General features: G+C 70.8%; 17 protein-coding genes and 1 riboswitch. Of the genes, 10 read left to right on the plus strand and 7 right to left on the minus strand.

From position 1 onward, the window contains the following. Positions 1-137 precede the first annotated feature (137 nt). Entirely contained in the window at positions 138-2,615 is a 2,478-nt protein-coding gene (locus tag AB5J55_RS34570) for a SpoIIE family protein phosphatase (RefSeq protein WP_369274367.1), read from the plus strand. A 177-nt stretch (positions 2,616-2,792) separates the two neighbouring features. Further along, positions 2,793-3,518, plus strand: a complete 726-nt coding sequence (locus AB5J55_RS34575) for a class I SAM-dependent methyltransferase (protein ID WP_369274368.1) — start codon at positions 2,793-2,795, stop codon at positions 3,516-3,518. A 47-nt stretch (positions 3,519-3,565) separates the two neighbouring features. Here the strand turns inward: AB5J55_RS34575 and AB5J55_RS34580 are convergent, their stop codons facing one another. Beyond that, positions 3,566-4,114 (minus strand): hypothetical protein, encoded by a 549-nt coding sequence (locus AB5J55_RS34580; RefSeq protein ID WP_369274369.1) that lies wholly within the window; start codon positions 4,112-4,114, stop codon positions 3,566-3,568. Between the two features lie 413 nt (positions 4,115-4,527). Between AB5J55_RS34580 and AB5J55_RS34585 the strand changes: the two genes are divergently transcribed. Then, positions 4,528-6,321, plus strand: a complete 1,794-nt coding sequence (locus tag AB5J55_RS34585) for an FAD-binding dehydrogenase (protein ID WP_369274370.1) — start codon at positions 4,528-4,530, stop codon at positions 6,319-6,321. A gap of 10 nt (positions 6,322-6,331) precedes the next feature. Here AB5J55_RS34585 and AB5J55_RS34590 read toward each other — a convergent pair whose 3' ends face one another. The 6 genes from AB5J55_RS34590 to AB5J55_RS34615 all read right to left on the minus strand — a co-directional run bounded on the left by AB5J55_RS34590 (position 6,332) and on the right by AB5J55_RS34615 (position 11,050). Then, positions 6,332-6,748: a universal stress protein gene (locus AB5J55_RS34590; RefSeq protein ID WP_369274371.1), complete on the minus strand. Its 417-nt coding sequence runs from the start codon at positions 6,746-6,748 to the stop codon at positions 6,332-6,334. 2 nt (positions 6,749-6,750) lie between these two features. Beyond that, positions 6,751-8,253 carry an APC family permease gene (locus AB5J55_RS34595; RefSeq protein WP_369274372.1) on the minus strand — a complete coding sequence of 501 codons (1,503 nt, stop codon included), beginning with the start codon at positions 8,251-8,253 and terminating at the stop codon, positions 6,751-6,753. 102 nt (positions 8,254-8,355) lie between these two features. Continuing rightward, entirely contained in the window at positions 8,356-9,198 is an 843-nt protein-coding gene (locus AB5J55_RS34600; protein ID WP_369274373.1) for an ATP-binding cassette domain-containing protein, read from the minus strand. Continuing rightward, positions 9,195-9,944, minus strand: a complete 750-nt coding sequence (cbiQ, locus tag AB5J55_RS34605) for a cobalt ECF transporter T component CbiQ (protein WP_369274374.1) — start codon at positions 9,942-9,944, stop codon at positions 9,195-9,197. The genes AB5J55_RS34600 and cbiQ overlap by 4 nt, the downstream gene beginning before the upstream one ends. Positions 9,945-9,950: 6 nt before the next feature. Continuing rightward, the gene (locus tag AB5J55_RS34610) at positions 9,951-10,331 is read right to left on the minus strand and encodes an energy-coupling factor ABC transporter substrate-binding protein (RefSeq protein WP_369274375.1); all 381 of its coding nucleotides are present in this window, start codon (positions 10,329-10,331) and stop codon (positions 9,951-9,953) included. 11 nt (positions 10,332-10,342) lie between these two features. Next, the gene (locus AB5J55_RS34615; RefSeq protein WP_369274376.1) at positions 10,343-11,050 is read right to left on the minus strand and encodes an energy-coupling factor ABC transporter permease; all 708 of its coding nucleotides are present in this window, start codon (positions 11,048-11,050) and stop codon (positions 10,343-10,345) included. A gap of 29 nt (positions 11,051-11,079) precedes the next feature. Further along, a riboswitch (cobalamin riboswitch) is annotated at positions 11,080-11,266 on the minus strand. A 185-nt stretch (positions 11,267-11,451) separates the two neighbouring features. On the opposite strand from AB5J55_RS34615, the gene AB5J55_RS34620 reads away from it, so the two are divergent. The 7 genes from AB5J55_RS34620 to AB5J55_RS34650 are packed head-to-tail and all read left to right on the plus strand — an operon-like array spanning position 11,452 to position 21,134. Then, positions 11,452-13,974, plus strand: coding sequence for a Pls/PosA family non-ribosomal peptide synthetase (locus AB5J55_RS34620; RefSeq protein WP_369274377.1), 2,523 nt, complete (start codon positions 11,452-11,454; stop codon positions 13,972-13,974). Continuing rightward, a complete protein-coding gene (locus AB5J55_RS34625; protein ID WP_369274378.1) occupies positions 13,971-16,562 on the plus strand; it encodes an amino acid adenylation domain-containing protein in 2,592 nt (863 codons plus the stop codon). Before AB5J55_RS34620 ends, AB5J55_RS34625 begins: the two co-directional genes overlap by 4 nt. Positions 16,563-16,585: 23 nt before the next feature. Further along, positions 16,586-17,590, plus strand: a complete 1,005-nt coding sequence (locus AB5J55_RS34630) for a TauD/TfdA family dioxygenase (RefSeq protein WP_369274379.1) — start codon at positions 16,586-16,588, stop codon at positions 17,588-17,590. Next, positions 17,587-18,657 carry a 2,3-diaminopropionate biosynthesis protein SbnB gene (sbnB, locus tag AB5J55_RS34635; protein ID WP_369274380.1) on the plus strand — a complete coding sequence of 357 codons (1,071 nt, stop codon included), beginning with the start codon at positions 17,587-17,589 and terminating at the stop codon, positions 18,655-18,657. The genes AB5J55_RS34630 and sbnB overlap by 4 nt, the downstream gene beginning before the upstream one ends. A gap of 43 nt (positions 18,658-18,700) precedes the next feature. Beyond that, the gene (sbnA, locus tag AB5J55_RS34640; RefSeq protein WP_369274381.1) at positions 18,701-19,738 is read left to right on the plus strand and encodes a 2,3-diaminopropionate biosynthesis protein SbnA; all 1,038 of its coding nucleotides are present in this window, start codon (positions 18,701-18,703) and stop codon (positions 19,736-19,738) included. Positions 19,739-19,797: 59 nt separating this feature from the next. Next, positions 19,798-20,382 (plus strand): ECF RNA polymerase sigma factor SigK, encoded by a 585-nt coding sequence (gene sigK / locus AB5J55_RS34645; RefSeq protein ID WP_369274382.1) that lies wholly within the window; start codon positions 19,798-19,800, stop codon positions 20,380-20,382. Beyond that, positions 20,382-21,134, plus strand: a complete 753-nt coding sequence (locus AB5J55_RS34650; RefSeq protein WP_369274383.1) for an anti-sigma factor — start codon at positions 20,382-20,384, stop codon at positions 21,132-21,134. Before sigK ends, AB5J55_RS34650 begins: the two co-directional genes overlap by 1 nt. The last annotated feature ends 86 nt before the right edge of the window (positions 21,135-21,220 follow it).

Genomic DNA, 21,220 nt, shown 5'->3' on the forward strand with positions numbered 1-21,220 from the left:
GTCTTTCGGCCCCTGCGCGGGACGTCTTGATCTCGTCATATCAATTCCCGTATTGCCGCACATCACTTCGGCCCGGAGCCGTACGGTGGTGTGGGCGCGCAGATCTTGCGGAGCCGTGGGGAGAGAGGGCCTGGGCCATGGACCGTGGCACCGAGAGGGACGGCGCGGTGACGGAACACGCCGCGTCCGGACGGATCCCACTGGCCGTGGTCGTGGTCGACCGCGAGGGCCTCGTCTCGCACTGGAGCTCCGGCGCACGCCGTCTGTTCGGCGCCGCGAAGGAGGAGGCGGTCGGACGCGCGGCCGTCGATCTGCTGCCCGTCTCCGGCGCGCTGCCCGAGGACGACGACGCCTCGCTGTACGGCGCCTACTCGGCCTACGACGGTCTCGGCCACGATCTTGAGACCTCACTCGACGGGCGCCTGTACTACCCGGCCGCGGGCCGCGCCCGCCTCACCGTGCCCGAGCGAAGCGAGATGGGAATCCCCCCGCGCGAAGGGTGGGGGAGTGATCGAGTCGACGTCCTGTGGTGGGCCTACCCGCTGGTGGGACCCGGCCCGGAGCGACTGCTCGTGCTGGGCGCCGACTTGGGCCGGCTCCAGCAGGAGGCCCAGGAAGAGGACACCGGCTACGAGCGCGTCGCACCCGGATTCGCCCTGCACACCGACTTCCCCGGCGCCGACGAACTCGCCCGCAGGCTCCCCGAGATCCTGCCCAGCATGAGCGTCGAGGAGAGCGCCCGCATCGTCGGCCAGATCCTCGAACTCGGCTATCCGGTCCTGGAGTTCAGCCAGAACGACCGGGTTCCCGTCACCCCCGACTGGGGCGTGCCGCGGCGTGTCGAGCGCAGGGCGCGCCGCGAGCGGGCCGCCCGGGCCGCTGCTCAGGGCCTGCCGTTACCGCAGGAGTACACCGACGAGGCAGAGGACCTCGAGTACGTCGCCGTACGCGAACGCCTGGAGTTCCTCAACGAGGTCAGCGGCCGCATCGGCACCTCCCTCGACCTGTCACGGACCATCGTCGAGGTAAGCAAGGCCGTGGTGCCCCGCTTCACCGACGTAGCAGGCACCTATCTGCGCGAACAGGTCGTCGCCGGTGAGGGATTCCCCGAAGGCGTACCGGACACCACCACCATGTGGCACCGGGTCGCCCTCGAGCACACCGACGAACCCGGCCGCTGGGACGACGTCGTGCCGGTCGGCGAGGCCATGCCCTTCCCGGCGCACACACCGTTCTTCCAGTGCATGACCACCGGCGACCCCGTGCTCGTGCCACGCATCAGCGAGCAGCTGGGGCACGCCATCGCCTCGCAGTTCGAGAAGCGGGACATCCGGCCGCTCATCGCGGGCCGCTCCATGCTGGTCGTGCCGCTCAAGGCCCGCGACGTGGTGCTCGGCTTCATGATCCTGCTGCGCCACCCCGAGCGCGTCGAGTTCAACGACATGGACCGGGTCACCGGCGCCGAACTCGCCGCCCGGGCGGGCCTCGTGCTCGACAACGCGCGCATGTACACGTACCAGGAGAGCGTCGCCGAGACCCTCCAGGACAGCATGCTGCCGCACATCCCGCCGCGCATGGCGGGCTGCGACATCGCCACCCGCTATCTGCCGGGCACCCTCCTCGGCCGGGTCGGCGGCGACTGGTTCGACTCCGTCAAACTGCCCGGCGCCCGCACCGCCCTGGTCGTCGGTGACGTCATGGGGCACGGCCTCAACTCGGCCGCCATGATGGGCCAGTTGCGTACGGCCGTGCAGACCATGGCCGCCCTCGACCTGCCGCCCGCGCAGCTGCTGCGCAACCTCGACGACCTCGCCCAGCGCCTCGGCGACACCTACCTCGCGACCTGTCTGTACGCCGTCTACGACCCGATCGCCGGCGAGCTCCACATCGCCAACGCCGGCCACATCCCGCCCGTCCTGGTCAGCGCCGACAACGGGCACAGCGAGCTGCTCGACCTGCCCACGGGCGCGCCGATCGGCGTCGGCGGAGTGCCCTTCGAGGCGGTACGCGTGCGGGTGCGGCCCGGCGACCGGATCGTGATGTGCACCGACGGACTGGTCGAGGTGCGCGGTGAAGACATCGGTGTCGGGCTCGCGACGCTGTGCGAGTCCGCCGCCCATCCGGCCGCGTCCATGGACGACGCCTGCGACACGATCATCCGCGCGCTCAACACCCGCGGCGGCCGCAAGGACGATGTGGCCCTGCTGATGGCCCGCCTCAACGGCATCGAGCCGGAGGACGTCGCCGAATGGCGGCTCGCCCTCGACCCGGCGGCGGTCGGCCGGGCCCGAGCCGTCGTCCGTGAACAGCTGTACGACTGGGGCCTGTCGCGCCGCCTCGCCGACAGTGCTGAGCTGCTGGTCAGCGAGCTTGTCACCAACGCCGTACGGCACTCCCACAGCCGCCCCGTGGAGCTGCGCCTCGTGCGCGGTGAGACGCTGCTGTGCGAGGTGGACGACGACGACCACGACCTGCCGACCCTGCTCAACGCCGGTCCGGACGACGAGACCGGACGCGGGCTGCGTGTGGTGAGCGTGCTCGCCCGCGAGTGGGGCACCAGCCGTACGAGCGCCGGAAAGGCCGTCTGGTTCGAACTCACACTCCCGCGACGCTGACCCTCGCGCCCCCACGGGCGTACGGCTCGCGCCCCGAACGGCGTACGACGGCGCACGAGTCTCGAATGCGGCGTGAAGGAATGCGCCACGCGCTTGTAGGCGTCACCTGGCCGCGATAGACCGTACTCGCCCGTCACTTGACGACGGGTCGGCGTCGCACCCTGGGGAGTTGGGCAGATGAGCGTGACGAGTCGGTACCGTGAGGCCTGGGAGGGCTTCTGGCGTGAAGCGAGCGATGAACAGGGCGCGGTGTTCTGGGACGCCGAGCCTGCCCTGGCCGCCGGCCGCCACCTGGCCCTCTTCGAGCCGCACCTGACCGATCCGAGCCTGCCGTTGGTGGACCTGGGCTGCGGCAACGGCACTCAGACGCGTTTCCTCGCCGAACGCTTCCCGCGCGTCGTCGGCGTCGAGCTGTCCGCCGCCGCTCTGGACCACGCCCGCCTGGCCGACCCCGCCGGGCAGGCGACGTACCGGCTGTTCGACGCGGTGGAGAAGGCCGAGGCCGAGACGCTGCACGCGGAACTCGGCGACGCCAACATCTATATGCGGGGCGTGCTGCATCAGGCCGAGCCCGACGACCGGCAGCTGATGGTGAACGGGATCGCCACGCTGGTCGGCGAGCGCGGCCGGGCCTTCCTCGTCGAACTCTCCGAGTCAGCGAAGCCGGTCCTCATGGGCCTCGCGCAGAGTCCGTCCGGGCCGCCCCCCAAGCTCGCGCCGATCTTCCGGCATGGCATCGCCCCCGGCGAGGTCGCCGACGCCTCGGTGCCCGAGTATCTGCGCGCGGCCGGGCTCAATGTCCTCGCGAGCGGCGAACTTCCGCTGGTCACCACGGAGTACGGACCCGAAGGCGCACGGATCGAGCTGCCGTCGAAGTGGGTGGTGGCGGGCCGTACGGTGTGACGGGCTGTGGTGGCGGGCGAGGCACGGTGACCCCGCCCGCCGCATCGTCAGCCGGCCTTGCGGCCCTTGCGGTACGCCGCCCGGCCGGCGGCGAGCAGCGCGGCCGCGAGCGCGGCGACGGAGAGCACTGTCCCGCCGGTGGAGGCCAGGCTGCCGCCCGCGGCCGACGTGCCGGTGCCGCCGGAGCCGCCGCCCGTGGTGGACGCCGTACCCGTGCTGCCGCCGGCGCTGCCGCCCGTCGTGCTCGTGCCGGAGCCGCCGTTCCCGCCCGTGCCGCCGGTGTCGTCGTCGGTGTCCACCGGGTCCTGCCCGACGAAGCCGACCGGGACCCCGAGGTCCTGGGAGCGGTCGCCGGAGAGGGTGTGGTCGTTGCGGGTGGCCAGCACACAGGTGGTCTTGAGGCAGTCGGTGTACTCGTCCTTGGCGTCGACGGTCAGCTCTACCTCGAGGGTGCCGCCCGCGCCGTACGGGATCGCCAGGTCCTCGCCGTACTCCGGCGGGTCGGAGGAGATCCATGCGGAAAGTGCGAGCCGCCGGTCATGTCGAGGCCGCCGATGCAGGGCGTGGGAGGTTCGCCGTCGCCGTTGTCGACGCACAGGCCGTGGCCACGAGCGCGGCGGCGCCCAGGAGCGCCGCCGTGGCGACCCGGGCGGAGGGAACGGGTCTCATGGTCGGCTGTGGGCCTTTCTCGGTGAGGGGGTCGCGGCGGCGATGAGGAACCCATGGGTTAGGTAGGCAAACCTAAGTGTGGGTTCGGCTTGTTTGTCAACGGGGGGCGGGCGCTCCAACTGCCGTATTGGACAGGGGATTTGGCCGAGTGTCAGTGGTCGCCCGCGTGCTGAACTCCACGACGGCGCTACGGACTTGGAGCCGTGAAAACATGAGAAAAGTTCACGCTTGCAGCATCTGGTGACCCCCGCACCCCCTGGGCTACCGTCGGTAACGCCCGCTTTCGCAGCGGCCTCTCGTGTGTCTCCCGCCCCTTGCGCATCTCCCCGGAAGGCAGCCCATGGAGAACTCGTCAACCCCTGCCGCGATCACGCGCCGTCGTGCCCTGACCGTCGCCGGCGGGGTGCTCGCCGGTGCCGCCCTCGCGCAGGCCACGTTCCCGGCCTTCGCGGCCCCGACCGGCTCGTCGGACGCGGACGCCATCGTGGTCGGCCACGGCCTCGCCGGACTGGTCGCCACGGCCGAACTGGCAGCGGCGGGACGCAAGGTGCTGCTCCTGGACCAGGAACCGGAGGCCAGTCTCGGCGGGCAGGCGTTCTGGTCCTTCGGCGGACTGTTCCTCGTCGACTCCGCCGAGCAGCGGCTGATGGGCATCAAGGACTCGCACGAGCTGGCCTGGCAGGACTGGCTGGGCACGGCCGGCTTCGACCGCGGGATCCTGGACCCGTCGGGCCAGGACCACTGGGCCTACAAGTGGGCCGAGGCGTATGTGGACTTCGCCTCCGAGGAGAAGCGGTCCTGGCTGGCCGGGCTCGGCATGCAGTGGTTCCCGATCGTCGGCTGGGCCGAGCGCGGCGGCGGCCTCGCGGACGGGCACGGCAACTCGGTCCCGCGCTTCCATGTCACGTGGGGCACCGGACCGGCCGTGGTCGAGCCGTTCGAGAAGAAGGTCCGGGCGGCCGTGGAGAGGGGCCTTGTGACCTTCAAGTTCCGCCACAGAGTGGACGAGTTGATCGTCACGGGCGGTGCCGTCACCGGCGTACGCGGCGCCGTCCTGGAGCCGAGCAGCGCCGGGCGCGGCAAGCCCAGCTCCCGTACCGTCGTCGGCGACTTCGAGCTGAACGCCCCCGTCGTGATCGTCACCTCCGGCGGCATCGGCGCCAACCACGACCTGGTGCGCAAGAACTGGCCCGCCCGGCTCGGCACCCCGCCCAAGTCCATGATCACCGGCGTGCCCGCGCACGTGGACGGCCGGATGCTGACGATCACCGAGAAGGCGGGCGGACGGATCGTCAACCCCGACCGGATGTGGCACTACACCGAGGGCCTGAAGAACTACGACCCGATCTGGCCCGGCCACGGCATCCGCATCCTGCCCGGCCCGTCCTCCATGTGGTTCGACGCCAAGGGCAAGCGCTTCTCCAGTCCCGACATCCCGGGTTACGACACCCTGCACACCCTCAAGTCGATCGGTGACAGCGGCTACGACTACTCCTGGTTCGTCACGACCCAGAAGATCATCGCGAAGGAGTTCGCACTCTCCGGCTCCGAGCAGAACCCGGACCTCACGGAGAAGAACATCTGGATGCTGATGTCCCGCATCTGGCAGACGCCGGAGCCGATCGAGCGGTTCAAGGAGAAGGGCGAGGACTTCGTCGTCGCCGAGACCCTGCCCGAACTCGTCACGGGCATGAACAAGCTGACCGGCGACAACCTCATCGAACTCGCGGACCTCAAGCGGCAGATCGAGGCCCGCGACCGCGAGATCGACAACCCCTACACCAAGGACGTCCAGGTCATGGGCATCCGCAACGCGCTCGCCTACCCGGGTGACACGCTCAGCCGGACCGCCTCCGCCCACAAGATCCTGGACACGAGCGCCGGCCCCCTCATCGCCGTGCGCCTCAACATCCTCACCCGCAAGACCCTCGGCGGCCTCCAGACCGACCTCTCCGGCCGCGTCCTGGACGCCTCAGGCACCCCGATCTCGGGTCTGTACGCGGCCGGAGAGGTCGCCGGCTTCGGCGGCGGCGGGGTCCACGGCTACCGCTCCCTGGAGGGCACCTTCCTCGGCGGCTGCCTGTTCTCGGGCCGCGTGGCAGGCAAGGCCGCGGCAGCGGCCACGGCGACCTGAACCCAGCGGGTCACGGCTCGGTGGGCACACACAGGACCGGCGTACGGGACAGATGCAGCAGCTTGTGGGGTGTGGAGCCCAGCAGGGCCCCGCGCAACGGGCTCTCACCCCAGCTGCCGACCACGATGAACCTCGCCGCATGGCGGGTCGCGGCCTCGATCAGCGCCTCCGCCGGCTTCTGGTCGATGACCTCCACCGTGGTCCGCACACCGGCCTCGTCGGCCACCCTGACGGCGTGCGAGAGCGCGGTGCGTCCGGCCTCCTGGACGGCATCGCGGTGCGCGGTGTACTCCTCACCGAGGGCGCCGGGCGCCGCGGCGCCGTAGACCAGCACGAGCGGCTCGCCGAACGCGGCCGACACCTCGATGGCGACGTGCAGCGCGCGGACCGCGCCCGGGGACTCGTCGTATCCGAGAACGACCGACATCTTCAGTGCTCCTTGTCGCCGTGCACGAGATCGGGGTCGGCCACCTCGGGGCGTTCCGCCCAGAAGGCGGGGGCCATCAGACGCCAGACGACCATGAGGAGCACACCCGCGAGGGTGATGCCGATACCGATGACCAGCGGGGGGCCGAGCCCGAACCAGGAGACGCCGCTGTAGGAGTTCTCGGGATCGGCCATGTCGCCGATCGACTCGACGAGCAGCCACACCAGCAGTCCGGCACCGATCAGCGGGCCGAGGCCGATGAGCAGGAAGTTGTGCAGGCTCTCGGTGAGATGGCGGCGGTAGTAGACGGTGCAGGCGATGCCCGTGAGCGCGTAGTAGAACGCGATCAGCAGGGACAGCGCGGTCAGCGAGTCGAACAGGGCGTTCTCGCTGATCTGACGGACGACCAGATACCAGGCGATGGCGATGCCGGCCACCCACCACGTGCTCACGTCGGGAGTGCGGAAGCGCGGGCTGATGTGCCCGTAGTGGGACGGCAGTGCGTGCCGGCGGGCCATGGACAGCGCCGTGCGCGAGGCCGGGATGATCGTCGTCTGCGTCGAGGCCAGCCCGGAGGTGGAGACCGCCAGCAGCACCACCCAGTCCCAGCCGCCCATCGCCTCGTCGGCGAGGATGGCGAAGATGAACTCCTCCTCCGCGGCGTTCTCGGACAGGAACGCCGGCCCGGCGTAGGCAACGACCGCGTAGGCCACCGCCACATACGTGACCAGCAGGATGACCGTCGACCACACGGCCGCCTTGCCCGGAGCGGTGGCGGAGTTCTCGACCTCCTCGGTGAGATTGACCGCCGACTCCCAGCCCCAGTAGATGAACACGCCCAGCAGCAGGCCGGCCGTCAGCCCGGCGCCGCCCGCCCCGAAGGGGTCCAGCCAGCTGAACGCCGGGTCGACGGCGTCGAGGGTGCCGGTGTCGGCGTAGACCTTGTAGAGCGCCACCACGGCGAACGCGATCAGGCAGGCGACCTGCGCGAGGATGAGGACGTTCTGCACCCGCGCCGACACCTCGGTGCCGATGACGCACACGGCCGTCATCACGACGATGAGGAGCACGGTGAGCAGCTGGCGCACGAACTCGTTCTCGGCCCAGCTGTCGAGACCGAAGGCCAGCAGGGCGAAGGTCACCGCCACGTCCGCCAGCGAGCCGATCACCAGGACACCGGTCATCGTGATGGCCCAGCCGCCGAGCCAGCCGGCCCACGGCCCCATCGCCCGGGTGACCCACGAGAAGGTCGTCCCGCAGTCCTGGTCGACCTTGTTGAGGTAGTAGAACGCCGAGGCGATCAGCAGCATGGGGACGAACGAGGCGAGCATGACGCCGGGGGCGTAGACACCCACCAGCGCCACGACCGGGCCGATGGCCGCGGCCAGTGAGTACGCGGGCGAGGTGGCGTTGAGCCCGATGACGAGGGCGTCGACGAATCCGATCGCATTGGGCTTCAAGCCCGCGGACTGCGGCGGGCCCGCGTCCGCGATGTCGTTGGCCATGCTCCCTCACTCCCGTTGTCGTGAACCCATACAACAGGGAGCTGCGAAACATTCAAGACATTGATGCTCTTGGCGGGCATTTATGTCGTGCCGGGACGGCCGCTACTCCGGTGCCGGGACGAGCGCCGCCAGGTCGTCCGGGGTGCGCGGGCCTGCCGATGTGTCGCTCAACAAGCCCTGCGACCGAAGGAGTTGGGCCGCCGCGACACCCCACGGCAGCCGCAGGCCGGACTGCTGGAGGAGGTCGGTGCGGGCCAGCATCACCGGTGCCGGCCCGATGCGTGCGCCGGACGGGGTGAGGAGCGCCGCGTCGTCGGCCCAGCGCAGGGCCAGGTCGACGTCGTGGGTGGCCATGACCACCGTGGTGCCGCTCGCGCGCAGCCCGTCGAGGGTGGCGAGCAGGCGTTCCTGGCCGTCCGGATCGAGCCCGGCGGTCGGCTCGTCCAGGATCAGCACGCGGGGCCGCATCGCCACCGCCCCGGCGATGGCCGTGCGCTTGCGCTGCCCGTACGACAGCAGATGCGTGGGCCGGTCGGCCAGCGCGCCGATGTCCAGTGCGGCGAGCGCCTCGTCGACCCGCACGCGTACCTCGGGGTCGGGCAGGCCGAGGTTCAGCGGGCCGAAGGAGACGTCCTGGGCGACGGAGGCGGCGAAGAGCTGGTCGTCCGGGTCCTGCACCACCAGCTGGACGGTCGTGCGCAGCCGGGTCAGCCCCTTGCGGTCGTACGTGACCGGCGTGCCCTGCACCGTCAACCGGCCGTCGTGCGGCCTGAGTCCGCCGCTGAGCAGCCGCATCAGCGTGGTCTTGCCGCTGCCGTTGCGGCCCAGCAGCGCCAGCGCGCGCCCCTCGCGCACGTCGAAGTCGAGGCCGCTGAGCACGACGGGGCCGTCCTCGTAGGCGTAGGACGCGCCCCGCAGGGCGACCAGGGCGGTGGGCTCGCTCATGGCAGGGCCTTCTCCAGTACGAGGGTGAGGGCGGCCAGCGCTGCGAGCAGTGCGCAACTCGTGGCCGTGAAGCGGGCGGACACGCGGGCCTCGGGCACCAGGACACGCAGGGTGCCGTCGTAGCCGCGCCCGGCGAGCCCGGCCTGCAGCCGGGTGGCCCGGTCGAAGGCCCGCACGAAGGCGGTGGCGCCGAGGCCGGCCAGGGAACGCCACTCCGCGGCCCTGCTCGTGTGCCCCAGCCGGGCGGCCTGGGCGTCCCGGATGCGGCGCACCGAGTCCAGGAGCAGGAAGCTCATGCGGTACGTCACCAGGGCGACGTCCACGACGGGTGCGGGCACCCCCGCCTTCACCAGGCGGGGCAGCAGGTCGGACATGGGGGTGGTGAAGGCGAACAGCAGGACCCCGAGCGAGGCCGCCGAGGTGCGCAGCAGCAGTTCCCCGGCCCGCAGCGGGCCGTCGTCCGCGAGGGACACGAAGCCCTCCGGCCCGCCCACCTGGACGAGCAGGGTGACCGCGCCGGTCACGCAGAAGCCCAGTGGCACGCGATAGGCACGCCACAGCCGGCGGCCCGGCACGCCCGCCGGTCCCAGCAGCACCACGAGGGACGTCAGGAGCACCAGGGCCGCGCCCGGCCAGGGCGGCAGCGAGATCGCGAGCAGGGTGAGGCCGAGTCCGAGGACGGCCTTGTCCACGGGGTGACGGCGGCGCCAGCGACTGCTGTGCGCCGCCGCGTCGATCGGCAGCACGAGGGATCAGGCCCTTTCGGCCGTGGGCTCCTCGGCGGTCGCGGTGCCGCCGGCCACGCTCTCGGCGTCCCGTGCCCGCTCCAGCGCCCGCTGCTCGCCCTGCCGCCGGCCCCGGTGCACGCCGAAGTAGTAGGCGAGGACACCGGCACCGAGTGCCGCCTGGAGGGAGAACAGCGCCGATTCGATCTCACCGGACGGCGGCTCGTACAGCGGCGAGAACCACGGCTTGTAGTCCGGCTCGATCTCGGTGATCGCCGATTCCGCCTCACCGTCGGCGCCCGTGAACGGCTCCTCCTTGTGGTCGCCGAGGCCCAGGGCCAGCGGCAGGACCGCGAGCGCGGCCACGACGAGCAGCAGCAGGACGTTGATCTTCGTGTTCTTGCTCATCGGACGCTTGCTCATCGGGCCACCGCCTCGGTCTCGGTCTCCGTCCGGGACTGCTTCTTGGTGAGGAGCACGCCCAGCCGGGTCAGCTCGCCCTTGCTGGACTGCACCAGCAGCCGCATCACGAGCACCGTGAGCAGCCCCTCGCTCACCGCGAGGGGGATCTGGGTGACGGCGAAGATGGAGCCGAACTTGCCGAGCGCGCCCAGGAATCCGCTGCTCGGGTCGGGGAAGGCGAGCGCCAGCTGGACGCTGGTGACGCAGTAGGTGGACAGGTCGGCGACGAACGCCCCGAAGAACACCGCCACCATCAGCGGCACGTCGTAGCGGCGCAGCAGTTTGTAGACCGCGTATCCGGCCCAGGGGCCGACGATCGCCATCGAGAAGACGTTGGCGCCGAGCGTGGTCAGGCCGCCGTGCGCGAGCAGCAGCGCCTGGAAGAGCAGCGTGATGGTGCCCAGGACCGCCATGATCGGTGGCCGGAAGAGAATGGCGCCCAGCCCGGTCCCGGTGGGATGCGAGCAGCTCCCGGTCACCGAGGGCAGCTTCAGCGCGGACAGGACGAACGTGAAGGCTCCGGAGGCGCCGAGGAGCAGCGTGCTCTCGGGGTGCTCCCTGACCTCACGGGTGAGCGAACGGACTCCGTGGACGACGAACGGAGCGGACGCGACGCCCCAGGCGACCGCGTGCGCCGGCGGGAGGAAACCCTCGGCTATGTGCATGGCTCAGCAGACCCTCTCCAGCACCTCGTGGATGGTTGACGCGCCTTGGCCGGTCTCCTGGCTGACGGGTACCACCGCCCGTGCTCCGCCTTCCCGGGTCCCGAAGGACCCAGTGGCTGCCCGTGAGGGCCGGAGCCGGACTTCCCGATTCACAGTGGCGAGGGCCGCACCGGCATCACACCGGATTTCCCGTTCACCAAGGCGTGGTGACAGTAGTGCCCGCACAGGGTGGCTGACAAGCGCGCCTCGGGGGCGTGAAAGGGGCGTTCGCGCGCCGTACGGCCGGGGTGGGCTGGTCGCAACACCGCAACTGCGTGTACACCCTGGGTAACCGAATGCGGATCGCACGAGAAGTATGTGAATGTGGTGATCCGTCTGCGTATCGGTGCCGAATCAAGTGCATGGAGGAATCCACGGCCTTGCTGGACGGGTGCGGTGAACCGGCCGCCATCGAAAGAACCCTCGCCGCGGTGCTGGCCGAGGTCGTGCGCACCGAGCAGGTGCCGGTCGACGGGCACTTCTTCGACGACCTGGGCGCCGACTCGCTGGTGATGGCGCACTTCTGCGCACGCGTCAGAAAGCGCGCGGACCTGCCGTCGGTGTCGATGAGGGACGTCTATCGGCACCCGACGATCAGGAGCCTGGCGACGGCGCTGGCGGATGCCGAGCCGACGCCCCGGGTGGCACCGGCGGCTGTGGCCCCGGCAGCAGAGTCGCCCGCCCCGGCTCCGGCGGCGGCGCGATCCGCGGCGGGCAAGCGGCAGTACGTCCTGTGCGGCGCCCTGCAGTTCCTGGCCTTCCTGGCGTACGCCTACCTCCTCGCCTTCGGCACCGCCCTGGGCTACGGGTGGATCTCCGCCGGGTCCGGCCTACTCGATGTGTACCTGCGCTCGGTCCTGTTCGGGGGCGTGGCCTTCCTGGTTCTGTGTGTCCTCCCCGTCCTCGTGAAGTGGACCCTCGTGGGCCGGTGGAAGCCTCAGCACATCCCCGTCTGGAGCGTCAGGTACGTCCGCTTCTGGATCGTCAAGACGCTGGTGCGGGCGGATCCGATGGTGCTGTTCAGCGGCTCCCCGCTCTACCTGCTCTACCTCAGGACGCTGGGTGCGAAGGTCGGGCGGGGAGCCGTGGTCCTCTCCCGGAACGTGCCCGTGTGCACCGATCTGCTCACCATCGGTGACGGTGCGGTCGTCCGCAAGGATTCGTTCTTCTCCTGCTACCGGGCGCACGCCGGACTGATCCAGACGGGTCCCGTCACTCTCGGCAGGAACGTGCTGGTCAGCGAGAACACCGTCCTTGACATCGACACATCACTCGGCGACGGGGCTCAGCTCGGACACGCCTCCTCGCTGCACCGTGGGCAGGCGGTGCCCGACGGCGAGCACTGGCACGGGTCCCCGGCGCAGCGGACCGAGGTGGACTACCAGGTGGTCGGGCAGGTCCCCTGCGGCGCGGTGCGCAGGGCGACCCACAGCGTGCTGCAGCTGCTGCTCGCGCTGGTCGTGTACATACCGCTGGCGGTCGGCGGTGTGGCCGCGCTGCTCGTCGAGGTCCCGCAGCTCAGCACGGCTCTGGAGCCGGGACCCGCGGTCTTCGCCGACGGGACGTTCTTCCTCGAGGCCCTGGCGATGTCCTTCGTGCTCGTCTTCGGCGCCGTGCCCGCCGGCCTCCTCGTGCTGACCGCCCTGCCCCGACTGCTCAGCCTGACCATCACGCCGGGCAGGACCTACCGTCTGTACAGCTTCCACTTCGAGGTGCACCGGACGATCACGCTCCTGACCAACTGGAGGTTCCTGAAGCGGCTGTTCGGTGACAGCTCCGCCATCGTCCACTACCTGCGGGGCCTCGGGTACGACCTCTCCCGCGTCCAGCAGACCGGGTCGAACTTCGGCACCGAGATGAAGCACGAGACGCCGTATCTGAGCTCCGTCGGGCGCGGGACGATGGTCGCCGACGGCCTGTCGATCATGAACGCCGACTACTCGAGCACCGCGTTCCGGGTGTCCCGGGTGTCGATCGGGCCGCGCAACTTCCTCGGGAACAGGATCGCGTACCCCGCGCAGGGCAGGACCGGCGACAACTGCCTGCTCGCGACGAAGGTGATGGTGCCGGTCGACGGGGAGGTCCGCGAGGGGGTCGGGCTGCTGGGCTCGCCCAGCTTCGAGATTCCGCGTTCGGTCCTGCGCGACAGCACGTTCGACCGGCTCAAGGGCGATGAGGAGCTGCGGCACGGCCTTGCCGCCAAGAACAGGCACAACGTCGCCACCATGGCGTTGTATCTGCTGTCGCGTTGGATCTTTGCCTTCGCACTCATCCTGCTCGTCACGGCAGCCGCGGAGATGTACGGGCCGCTGGGCGTGACGGGGATCATGCTGGCCGACGTCCTTGTCGTGCCTTTCACCATCGCGTACTTCGTGCTGGTCGAACGCGTCGTCACGGCGGTTTGTCCCCTGAAGCCCCTGTTCTGCTCGATCTACACCCAGGACTTCTGGCAGCACGAGCGCTACTGGAAGGTGCCGTCGGAGACGTACGTGAGGATGCTCAACGGCACCCCGTTCAAGAACGTCGTCTGGCGGTTGCTCGGGGTGCGGCTCGGCCGCATGGTCTTCGACGACGGCTGCCATCTGACGGAACGGGCCATGGCTGCCATCGGGGACGGCTGCACGCTCAACCTGGGCAGCGTGGTCCAGTGCCACTCGCAGGAGGACGGCGCCTTCAAGTCCGATCGGAGCACGATCGGCTCCGGATGCACCCTCGGGGTCGGCGCTTTCGTCCACTACGGCGTGACGGTGGGCGACGGTGCGGTGCTGGCCCCGGACTCCTTCCTGATGAAGGGCGAGATGGTCCCGCAGGAGGCCTGGTGGGGCGGGAATCCGGCACGGCCGATCCGCTCGTACAGCCAGGACGAGGTGAGGTCGGCCCCATGACATCCATGGCATCGACGACAGCGACCGCGGAGGCCGGCCGGGCGTTCTGGCGGGGCGTGCTCGCCGCCGGCGGGGTCACCACGGTCCCACGGTGGACCCTCGACCCGGTGACCGGTGTCGCCGAGCACGAGGCGACGCTTCCCGAGGATCCGGCGGACGCGCTGAGCCGCCTGGCGGACGATCTGGCGGTACCCCTTCGCTCGGTGCTGCTGGCCGCGCACGCCAAGGTGCTCGCAGCTCTGTCCGGCGAACGCGAGGTCACGACCGGTTACGTCGCCGTACCGGCCGGGCGGCCGCTGCCCTGCCGGCTGACCGTCGAGCCCGGCTCGTGGCGGACGCTGGTGCTCCACGCCCACCGGGCCGAGTCCGAACTGCTGCTGCACAAGGACTTCCCCGTCGACGGGCTCCGGCGTGAATCGGGTCTGCCCGGACCGTCCAGCGAGGCCGAGTTCGATCCGATCCGTGACGGCGGAGAACTCGCCGAGAACACCGTGCTGCGGCTGGAGGCACCGCGACCCGGCGAGCGGCCCACCCTGCGGCTGCGGTACCGGACGGACGCGGTCGACGCGGACTGCGCCGCGAGGATCGTCGGCTACCACCTCACCGCTCTCACCCTGATCGCCGCCGATCCGGACGCCGCGCACGACCGGCAGAGCCTGCTCTCCGCCGAGGAGCGCCGCTTCCAGCTCGAAGGACTCGCCGGACCCCGCCGCGAGCTGCCCGATCACCGCTTCCACGAGCTGTTCGAGCAACGCGTCAGGGCGCACCCGGACGCCATAGCGGCCGTACACGGCGACCAGAAGTGGACCTACCGGGAACTCAACGCGCGGGCCAACCGGCTGGCGCGGGCCCTGCTGGCCCGGGGACTGGGCCGCGAAGGCGTCGTCGCGGTGGTGACCGAGCGGAACCTGGACTGGGCGGCCGCCGTCCTGGCGGTCCTCAAGGGCGGCGGGGTGTACCTGCCCGTCGAGCCGCACTTCCCGGCCGACCGCATCACGACCATGCTCACTCGTGCCGGGTGCCGGCTCGTGCTGACCGAGCCGGGCAGCACCGCAATGCTCGACGGGGCCCTCGACGCGCTGCCCGCGGTCCGGGCGCTGTCCGTCGACGCGGCCTACGCGGAGGGTCACGCGGACTCCGACCTCGGCGTCGGCGTCGCACCGGACCAACTCGCCTACATCTACTTCACGTCCGGCTCCACCGGCGAGCCCAAGGGAGCCATGTGCGAGCACGCGGGCATGCTCAACCACCTCTACGCCAAGATCGACGACCTGGGGATCGGCGAGGGGCAGGTGGTCGCCCAGACCGCGCCCCAGTGCTTCGACATCTCGCTGTGGCAACTGGCTTCCGCGCTGCTGGTCGGCGGACGGACCCTGCTCGTCGAACAGGACGCGATCCTGGACGTCCCACGGTTCGTCGACACGATCGCCCGCGGCGGGGTCGGCGTCCTCCAGGTCGTGCCGTCGTACCTCGACGCGGTCGTGGCCTACCTCGAGCGGCACCCGCGCGCGCTGCCGGACCTGCGATGCGTGTCGGTCACCGGCGAGGCGCTGAAATGGGAGCTCGTTCAGCGCTGGTTCGCGGCCGAGCCCGGGATCAGGCTGGTGAACGCGTACGGGCTGACCGAGACGTCGGACGACACCAACCACGAGGTGATGGACCGGGCGCCGGACAACGGACGGGTCTCGCTCGGTTCGCCCATCAGCAACGTGCACGTCCATGTCGTGGACGAGCACCTGTCACCGGTGCCGCTCGGCGCCCCCGGTGCGATCGTCTTCTCCGGGGTCTGCGTCGGCCGCGGCTACGTCAACGACCCCGCGCGCACCCGGCAGGCCTTCATCCCGGATCGGCACCACGCGGGCCGACGGCTCTACCGGGGCGGCGACTACGGCCGCTGGGTGCCCGGGGGCAAGCTGGAGTTCCTCGGCCGCCAGGACACCCAGGTCAAGATCCGCGGCTTCCGGATCGAGATCGGCGAGGTGGAGAGCGCCATGCTGCGGGCCCCCGGGGTCCGCGACGGTGCGGTGGTGGCCGTCGAGGGGGCCGGCCAGGGCGGGCGCCTGGTGGCCTTCTACTCCGGTGACAGCCCGCTCGAGGACGCCGCCCTCAGGGACCGGCTGGCCCGGTCGCTGCCCGAGTACATGGTCCCCTCCGAGTTCCACTGGCGGGAGAACCTGCCCGTGACCGCCAACGGCAAGGTCGACAGGAAAGCGCTGACCGCGCTCGCCGCGCAGGTCAGCGCCGTGACACCGCACATCGGATCTGCCGGCACCGGGCCCGACGCGGGCGAGGAGGGCCGCGACACCCCCCGCACGCCGACCGAACGGCGGCTGGCCGCCCTGTGGGCTCAGGTGCTCGACATACCGGAGCACACGATCCGCCGGCACGACCACTTCTTCGACCGTGGCGGCACCTCCCTCGCGGCGGTGCGGCTCGCGATCGCCCTGGACCGTGCGGTGGACATCAAGGACCTCACGCGCCACCCGGTCCTGGCCGACCTGGCCCGCCTCGTCAACGGCCGATCCCGAGCCGCAGCGCCATCGGCCCCCGCGGCCGGCGCCGGCCCCGCACCACCGGCTTCCTCCTGAACCACGACCGAAAGGAGACCGAGATGCCGACCTCGCCCCCTGTGCCGATGCTCGACGTCGACCTCCAGCCCGGCAAACCCCCGATCCTGCGTGCCGACTCCACCGGCGACGCGGCGAGTTGGGCCGCCGAGCACCGGGACGCGGTGCGCGCCGTCGTCGCCGAGCACGGTTCGGTCCTGGTCCGTGGCCTCGGCCTTGGCGACCAGGCCGGGACCGCCACCGTCTTCCGACGGCTGGCCGCCGGTCTGATGAGCGAGAAGGAGGCCTTCGCATCCCGGCGGACGTACGCCGACGGCGTGTACTCCTCGTCGAAGTGGCCGCCGCACCAGCCGATGTGCATGCACCACGAACTCAGTTACACCCTGGAGTTCCCCGGCCTGATGCTGTTCGCCTGCCTCACCGCCCCCGACGTCGGCGGGGCCACCGCGCTGGCCGACGCACCCACCGTGCTGGGCGCGCTGCCCACCGATCTCGTCGAGCGGTTCCTGAGGGAGGGCTGGCTGCTCACCCGCAACTACAACGAGGAGATCGGGGCGTCCCTGACCGATGCCTTCGGCAGTGAGGACCGCGGTGCGGTCGAGAACTACTGCCGCGCCGCAGCGATCGAGTTCGAATGGCAACCCGACGGCGGACTGCGGACCTGGCAGCGCCGCAGCGCCGTGGTGCGGCACCCGGTCACCGGCCGGCGCTGCTGGTTCAACCAGATCGCGTTCCTCAACGAGTGGACCCTGGCCCCCGAGATACGCGAGTACCTGGTCGACATCTACGGCGCCGAGGGGCTGCCGTTCAACACCCGCTACGGGGACGGCGCTCCGATCGGCGAGGACACCGTGCAGCTGCTGAACGAGGTCTATCAGTCCCACACCGTGCGCGAGCCGTGGCAGGCCGGCGACCTGATGATCGTCGACAACGTCCGCACCGCCCACAGCAGGGAGCCGTACGAGGGGCCGCGCGAGGTGCTCGTCGCGATGGCGGACGCGGTGCGCCTGGCCGACTGCTCGCCGACCGTGGAGGTGATCACCCAATGACCACCACCCGTTCCGGCACCTGGGAGTCAGCACAGTCCGGGCCGGTCGCCGTGCCGCCGTTCGCGATCGTGTCGGGCGGCCAGGTCCAGCAAGCGCTTCAAGGGCGCGAGAAGCAGCTCGTGGAGGTGGTCGAGGAAACCTACCGGCTGCACGACGCCGGTGATTCGGTGAACCCGCCGTCCCACTTCCTGCGCTTCCCCGACCGCCCGTCGTCCCGGATCATCGCCCTGCCCGCCTCCCTCGGCGGGGAGGCAGGGGTGGACGGCCTGAAGTGGATCTCCAGCTTTCCGCAGAACGTCGCAGCCGGCATCCCGAGGGCCTCGGCGGTGCTCATCCTCAACGACTGCCACACCGGCTACCCGTTCGCCTGCATGGAAGCGTCGATCATCAGCGCCACGAGGACGGCCGCGTCGGCGGCACTGGCGGCGGACCGACTCAGCCGCGGCCGAGGGCGCCCGACGCGCGTCGGTTTCATCGGGACGGGCCTGATCGCCCGCTACATCCACACCTTCCTGGCCGGTACCGGCTGGTCCTTCGACACCATCGGCGTGCACGACGTGTCCCCCGACAGCGCCGCCGGGTTCCGCTGCTACCTGGAGCAGTCCGGCGCCGCCGGCTGGATCGTCCTGCACGACAGCGCCGAGCAGCTGATACGCCGGAGCGACCTGGTCGTGTTCGCCACGGTCGCCGCCCGGCCGCACGTCCACGATCCGTCGTGGTTCGCACACCGTCCGCTCGTGCTGCACGTGTCGCTGCGCGACCTGGCCCCGGCGGTCGTGCTCGCCTCGGACAACATCGTCGACGACGTCGAGCACTGTCTGAGGGCGGACACATCCGTTCACCTGGCCGAACAGCTCACGGGCACCCGCGACTTCGTGACGGGGACGCTGGCGGACGTGATGGCCGGACGCGTTTCGCCGTCGGCGGACCGGACGGTGGTGTTCTCGCCCTTCGGCCTCGGAGTGCTCGATCTGGCCGTCGGCAAGTACGTCTACGACGAGGTGGCCGACTCCGGCGACCTGCACGTCGTCGACGGCTTCTTCCATGAGCTGAGCCGGTACGGATGACCACCGTCCGGGCCCGGTTGTTCTTCAATCCGCGGAGGCCATCGTGTCAGTCATATCCGCCCCCTACACCTTCAACGAGGAGGATCTTTACGTCGACCTCCAGCCGATACTGGGGCACAGGCTCTTCCTGAAGTGCGAAGGCTTCAACTTCGCCGGCTCGATCAAGCTGAAGCCCGCGACCGAAATGGTGGAGGCTGCCGAACAGGCGGGGGTCCTTACCCCGCGGTCGGTCCTGCTGGAGTCCTCGTCGGGCAACATGGGCGTGGCACTCAGCATGATCGCCGCGAGCAAGGGCTACCGGTTCCTGTGCGTGACGGACTCCCGCTGCAACCTGTCGACCAGGCTGGTGATGGAGGCGCTGGGCGCCCAGGTGCACGTGGTCACCGAGCCGAGCGCCGACGGCGGCTTCCTCCAGGCGCGGCTCGACTACGTTCGCGCGCTGTCCGCCCTCGACGACCGGTACGTGTGGCTCAGCCAGTACACCAACCCGGGCAACTGGAAAGCGCACTACCGCAGGACGGCACCGGCGATCGCACGCTCGTTCCCGGGACTGGACGTCCTGTTCGTCGGGGCCGGCACCACCGGGACACTGATGGGCTGCGCCCGCTTCTTCCGGCACTGGCACCGGCCGGTCCGCATCGTGGCCGTGGATAGCGCCGGCTCGGTGACCTTCGGCGGGACCCCGGGCCGCCGCATGCTTCCCGGCCTGGGCATGAGCGTGAGCCCGCCACTGCTCGACGAGTCCTACGTCGACGAGGCGGTGCACGTCGAGGAGGCGGACACCATCCGCGCCTGCCACCGTCTGGCCAGACGCGGATTCCTCTTCGGGGGCTCCACGGGCACCGTCGTCAGCGGTGCGACGCGCTGGCTGGCCGCGCACGAGCCGGCCGGTATGACCGCGGTGGCGATCGCCCCGGACCTGGGTGAGCGCTACCTGGAGACCGTCTACCAGACGAACTGGGTGCAGGCCCTCTACGGCGATGACGTGCTCCGCCCCGGTGGCCACGTCGCCGCCGGTTCGCGGGTCGCCCGCCCCGCTCCACTGCGGGATGCGGACGACGGCCGGGACTCGGACACTTAAAGAGAGGGTGGGTGAACCGAACATGATGGATCGGGGCATTTACACAGGTGGGAGAGGGTGTGGCCAAGCGGGAGGCGTCCGGGGCCCGGCGCATCGGTACATCCGAGACCGATCGCCTGTTGGTTTCCGTCGCTGCGGGCAGCCAGGACGCCTTCTCCCGGTTGTACGACGCGGCCGCCGGACCGATCTACGGAATCGCGTGCCGGGTCATGAAGGACCCCGCGCACGCCGAGGAGGTCACCCAGGAGGTCATGCTCGAGGTCTGGCAGAGCGCCCCCCGCTACCGGCCCGAGAGCGGGCACGCCATGACCTGGATGCTGACAATCGCTCACCACCGTGCCGTGGACAGCGTCCGTACGCTGCAAAGGTCGGCCGAGCGCGAGCGCGCCGTCTCCCAGCACGAGTCGACGCCGGCCTTCGACGACGTCGTGGACGCGGTGGAGGCGCTCGGGGAATGCGAAGAGGTCCGCTCGTGCCTGAAGGAGCTCAGCACCGAGCTGCGGCAGCCGGTGGTGCTCGCTTACTACGAGGGCCTGACCCACACCGAGATCGCTTCGAGGCTGTCCCTGCCGCTCGGCACCGTCAAGAGCCGTCTGCGCAGGGCTCTGACCCGTCTGCGGCACTGCCTGGGAGCTCCGCCGTGATGACAGCCGACTCGCACGATGCACACGACCTCGCGGGTGCCTATGCGGTGAACGCCCTCACCCGGGAGGAATGGGAGGCCTTCCGCCGCCATCTCGCCGACTGCCCCGACTGCGCCCACGAGACGCTCCGCCAGCAGGAGGCCGCGGGCTGGCTCGCGCTCGCGGCAGCCCGCACCCCGCCGCCGCGTCTGAAAGAACGTGTCCTTGCCGAGGTGGCCCGGACCCCCCAGTTCCCGCCGACGCTCCCCGGCCGGGCGAACGGGCGCCGCATCCGACGATCCACGCCCCCTCTGCTGCATCTCGCGCTGGCCGCCAGTCTGGCCGCGGCCGCCGCGCTCGGCGGTCTGGCGGCCTGGCAGCACCAGGAGGCGCGGGAGGCACGCCAGGAGGCCCGGAGCCAGGCCGCCGACCTCGGCCGGCTCTTCGCGGCTCCCGACACCACCTTCGTCAAAAAGGACCTGGCCTACGGCGGATCCGGCACCGTGGCGGTTTCACGGGACCTGAACGAGGCCGTCTACTTCTGCCAGGACCTGGCGCCGCTGCCCGCCGACAAGACCTACCAGATGTGGTACGTCGACCCCGGGGACGCAGTGCGCTCCGCCGGGCTCCTCGCCGCCAAAGCCGGTCTGCAGTCCGCGTCGCTTCCCCCGCCCGGTGCCGCCGCCGCACTCGCCGTCACCGTCGAGCCGAGCGCAGGTTCCTCCCACCCCACCGGCGATCCGATCGCCACCTGGCCGTTGCCCACTTCCTGATCGGGTGGGCCGGCGTCATGCTGTCTCGCAGGAAGTTCCCTCGCCGACCGCTGCCGGGCTGCCCGGACTCCGGGTCCGCGCGACCA

Source organism: Streptomyces sp. R11 (assembly GCF_041051905.1).
In the GTDB taxonomy this organism is placed as follows: Bacteria; Actinomycetota; Actinomycetes; order Streptomycetales; family Streptomycetaceae; genus Streptomyces.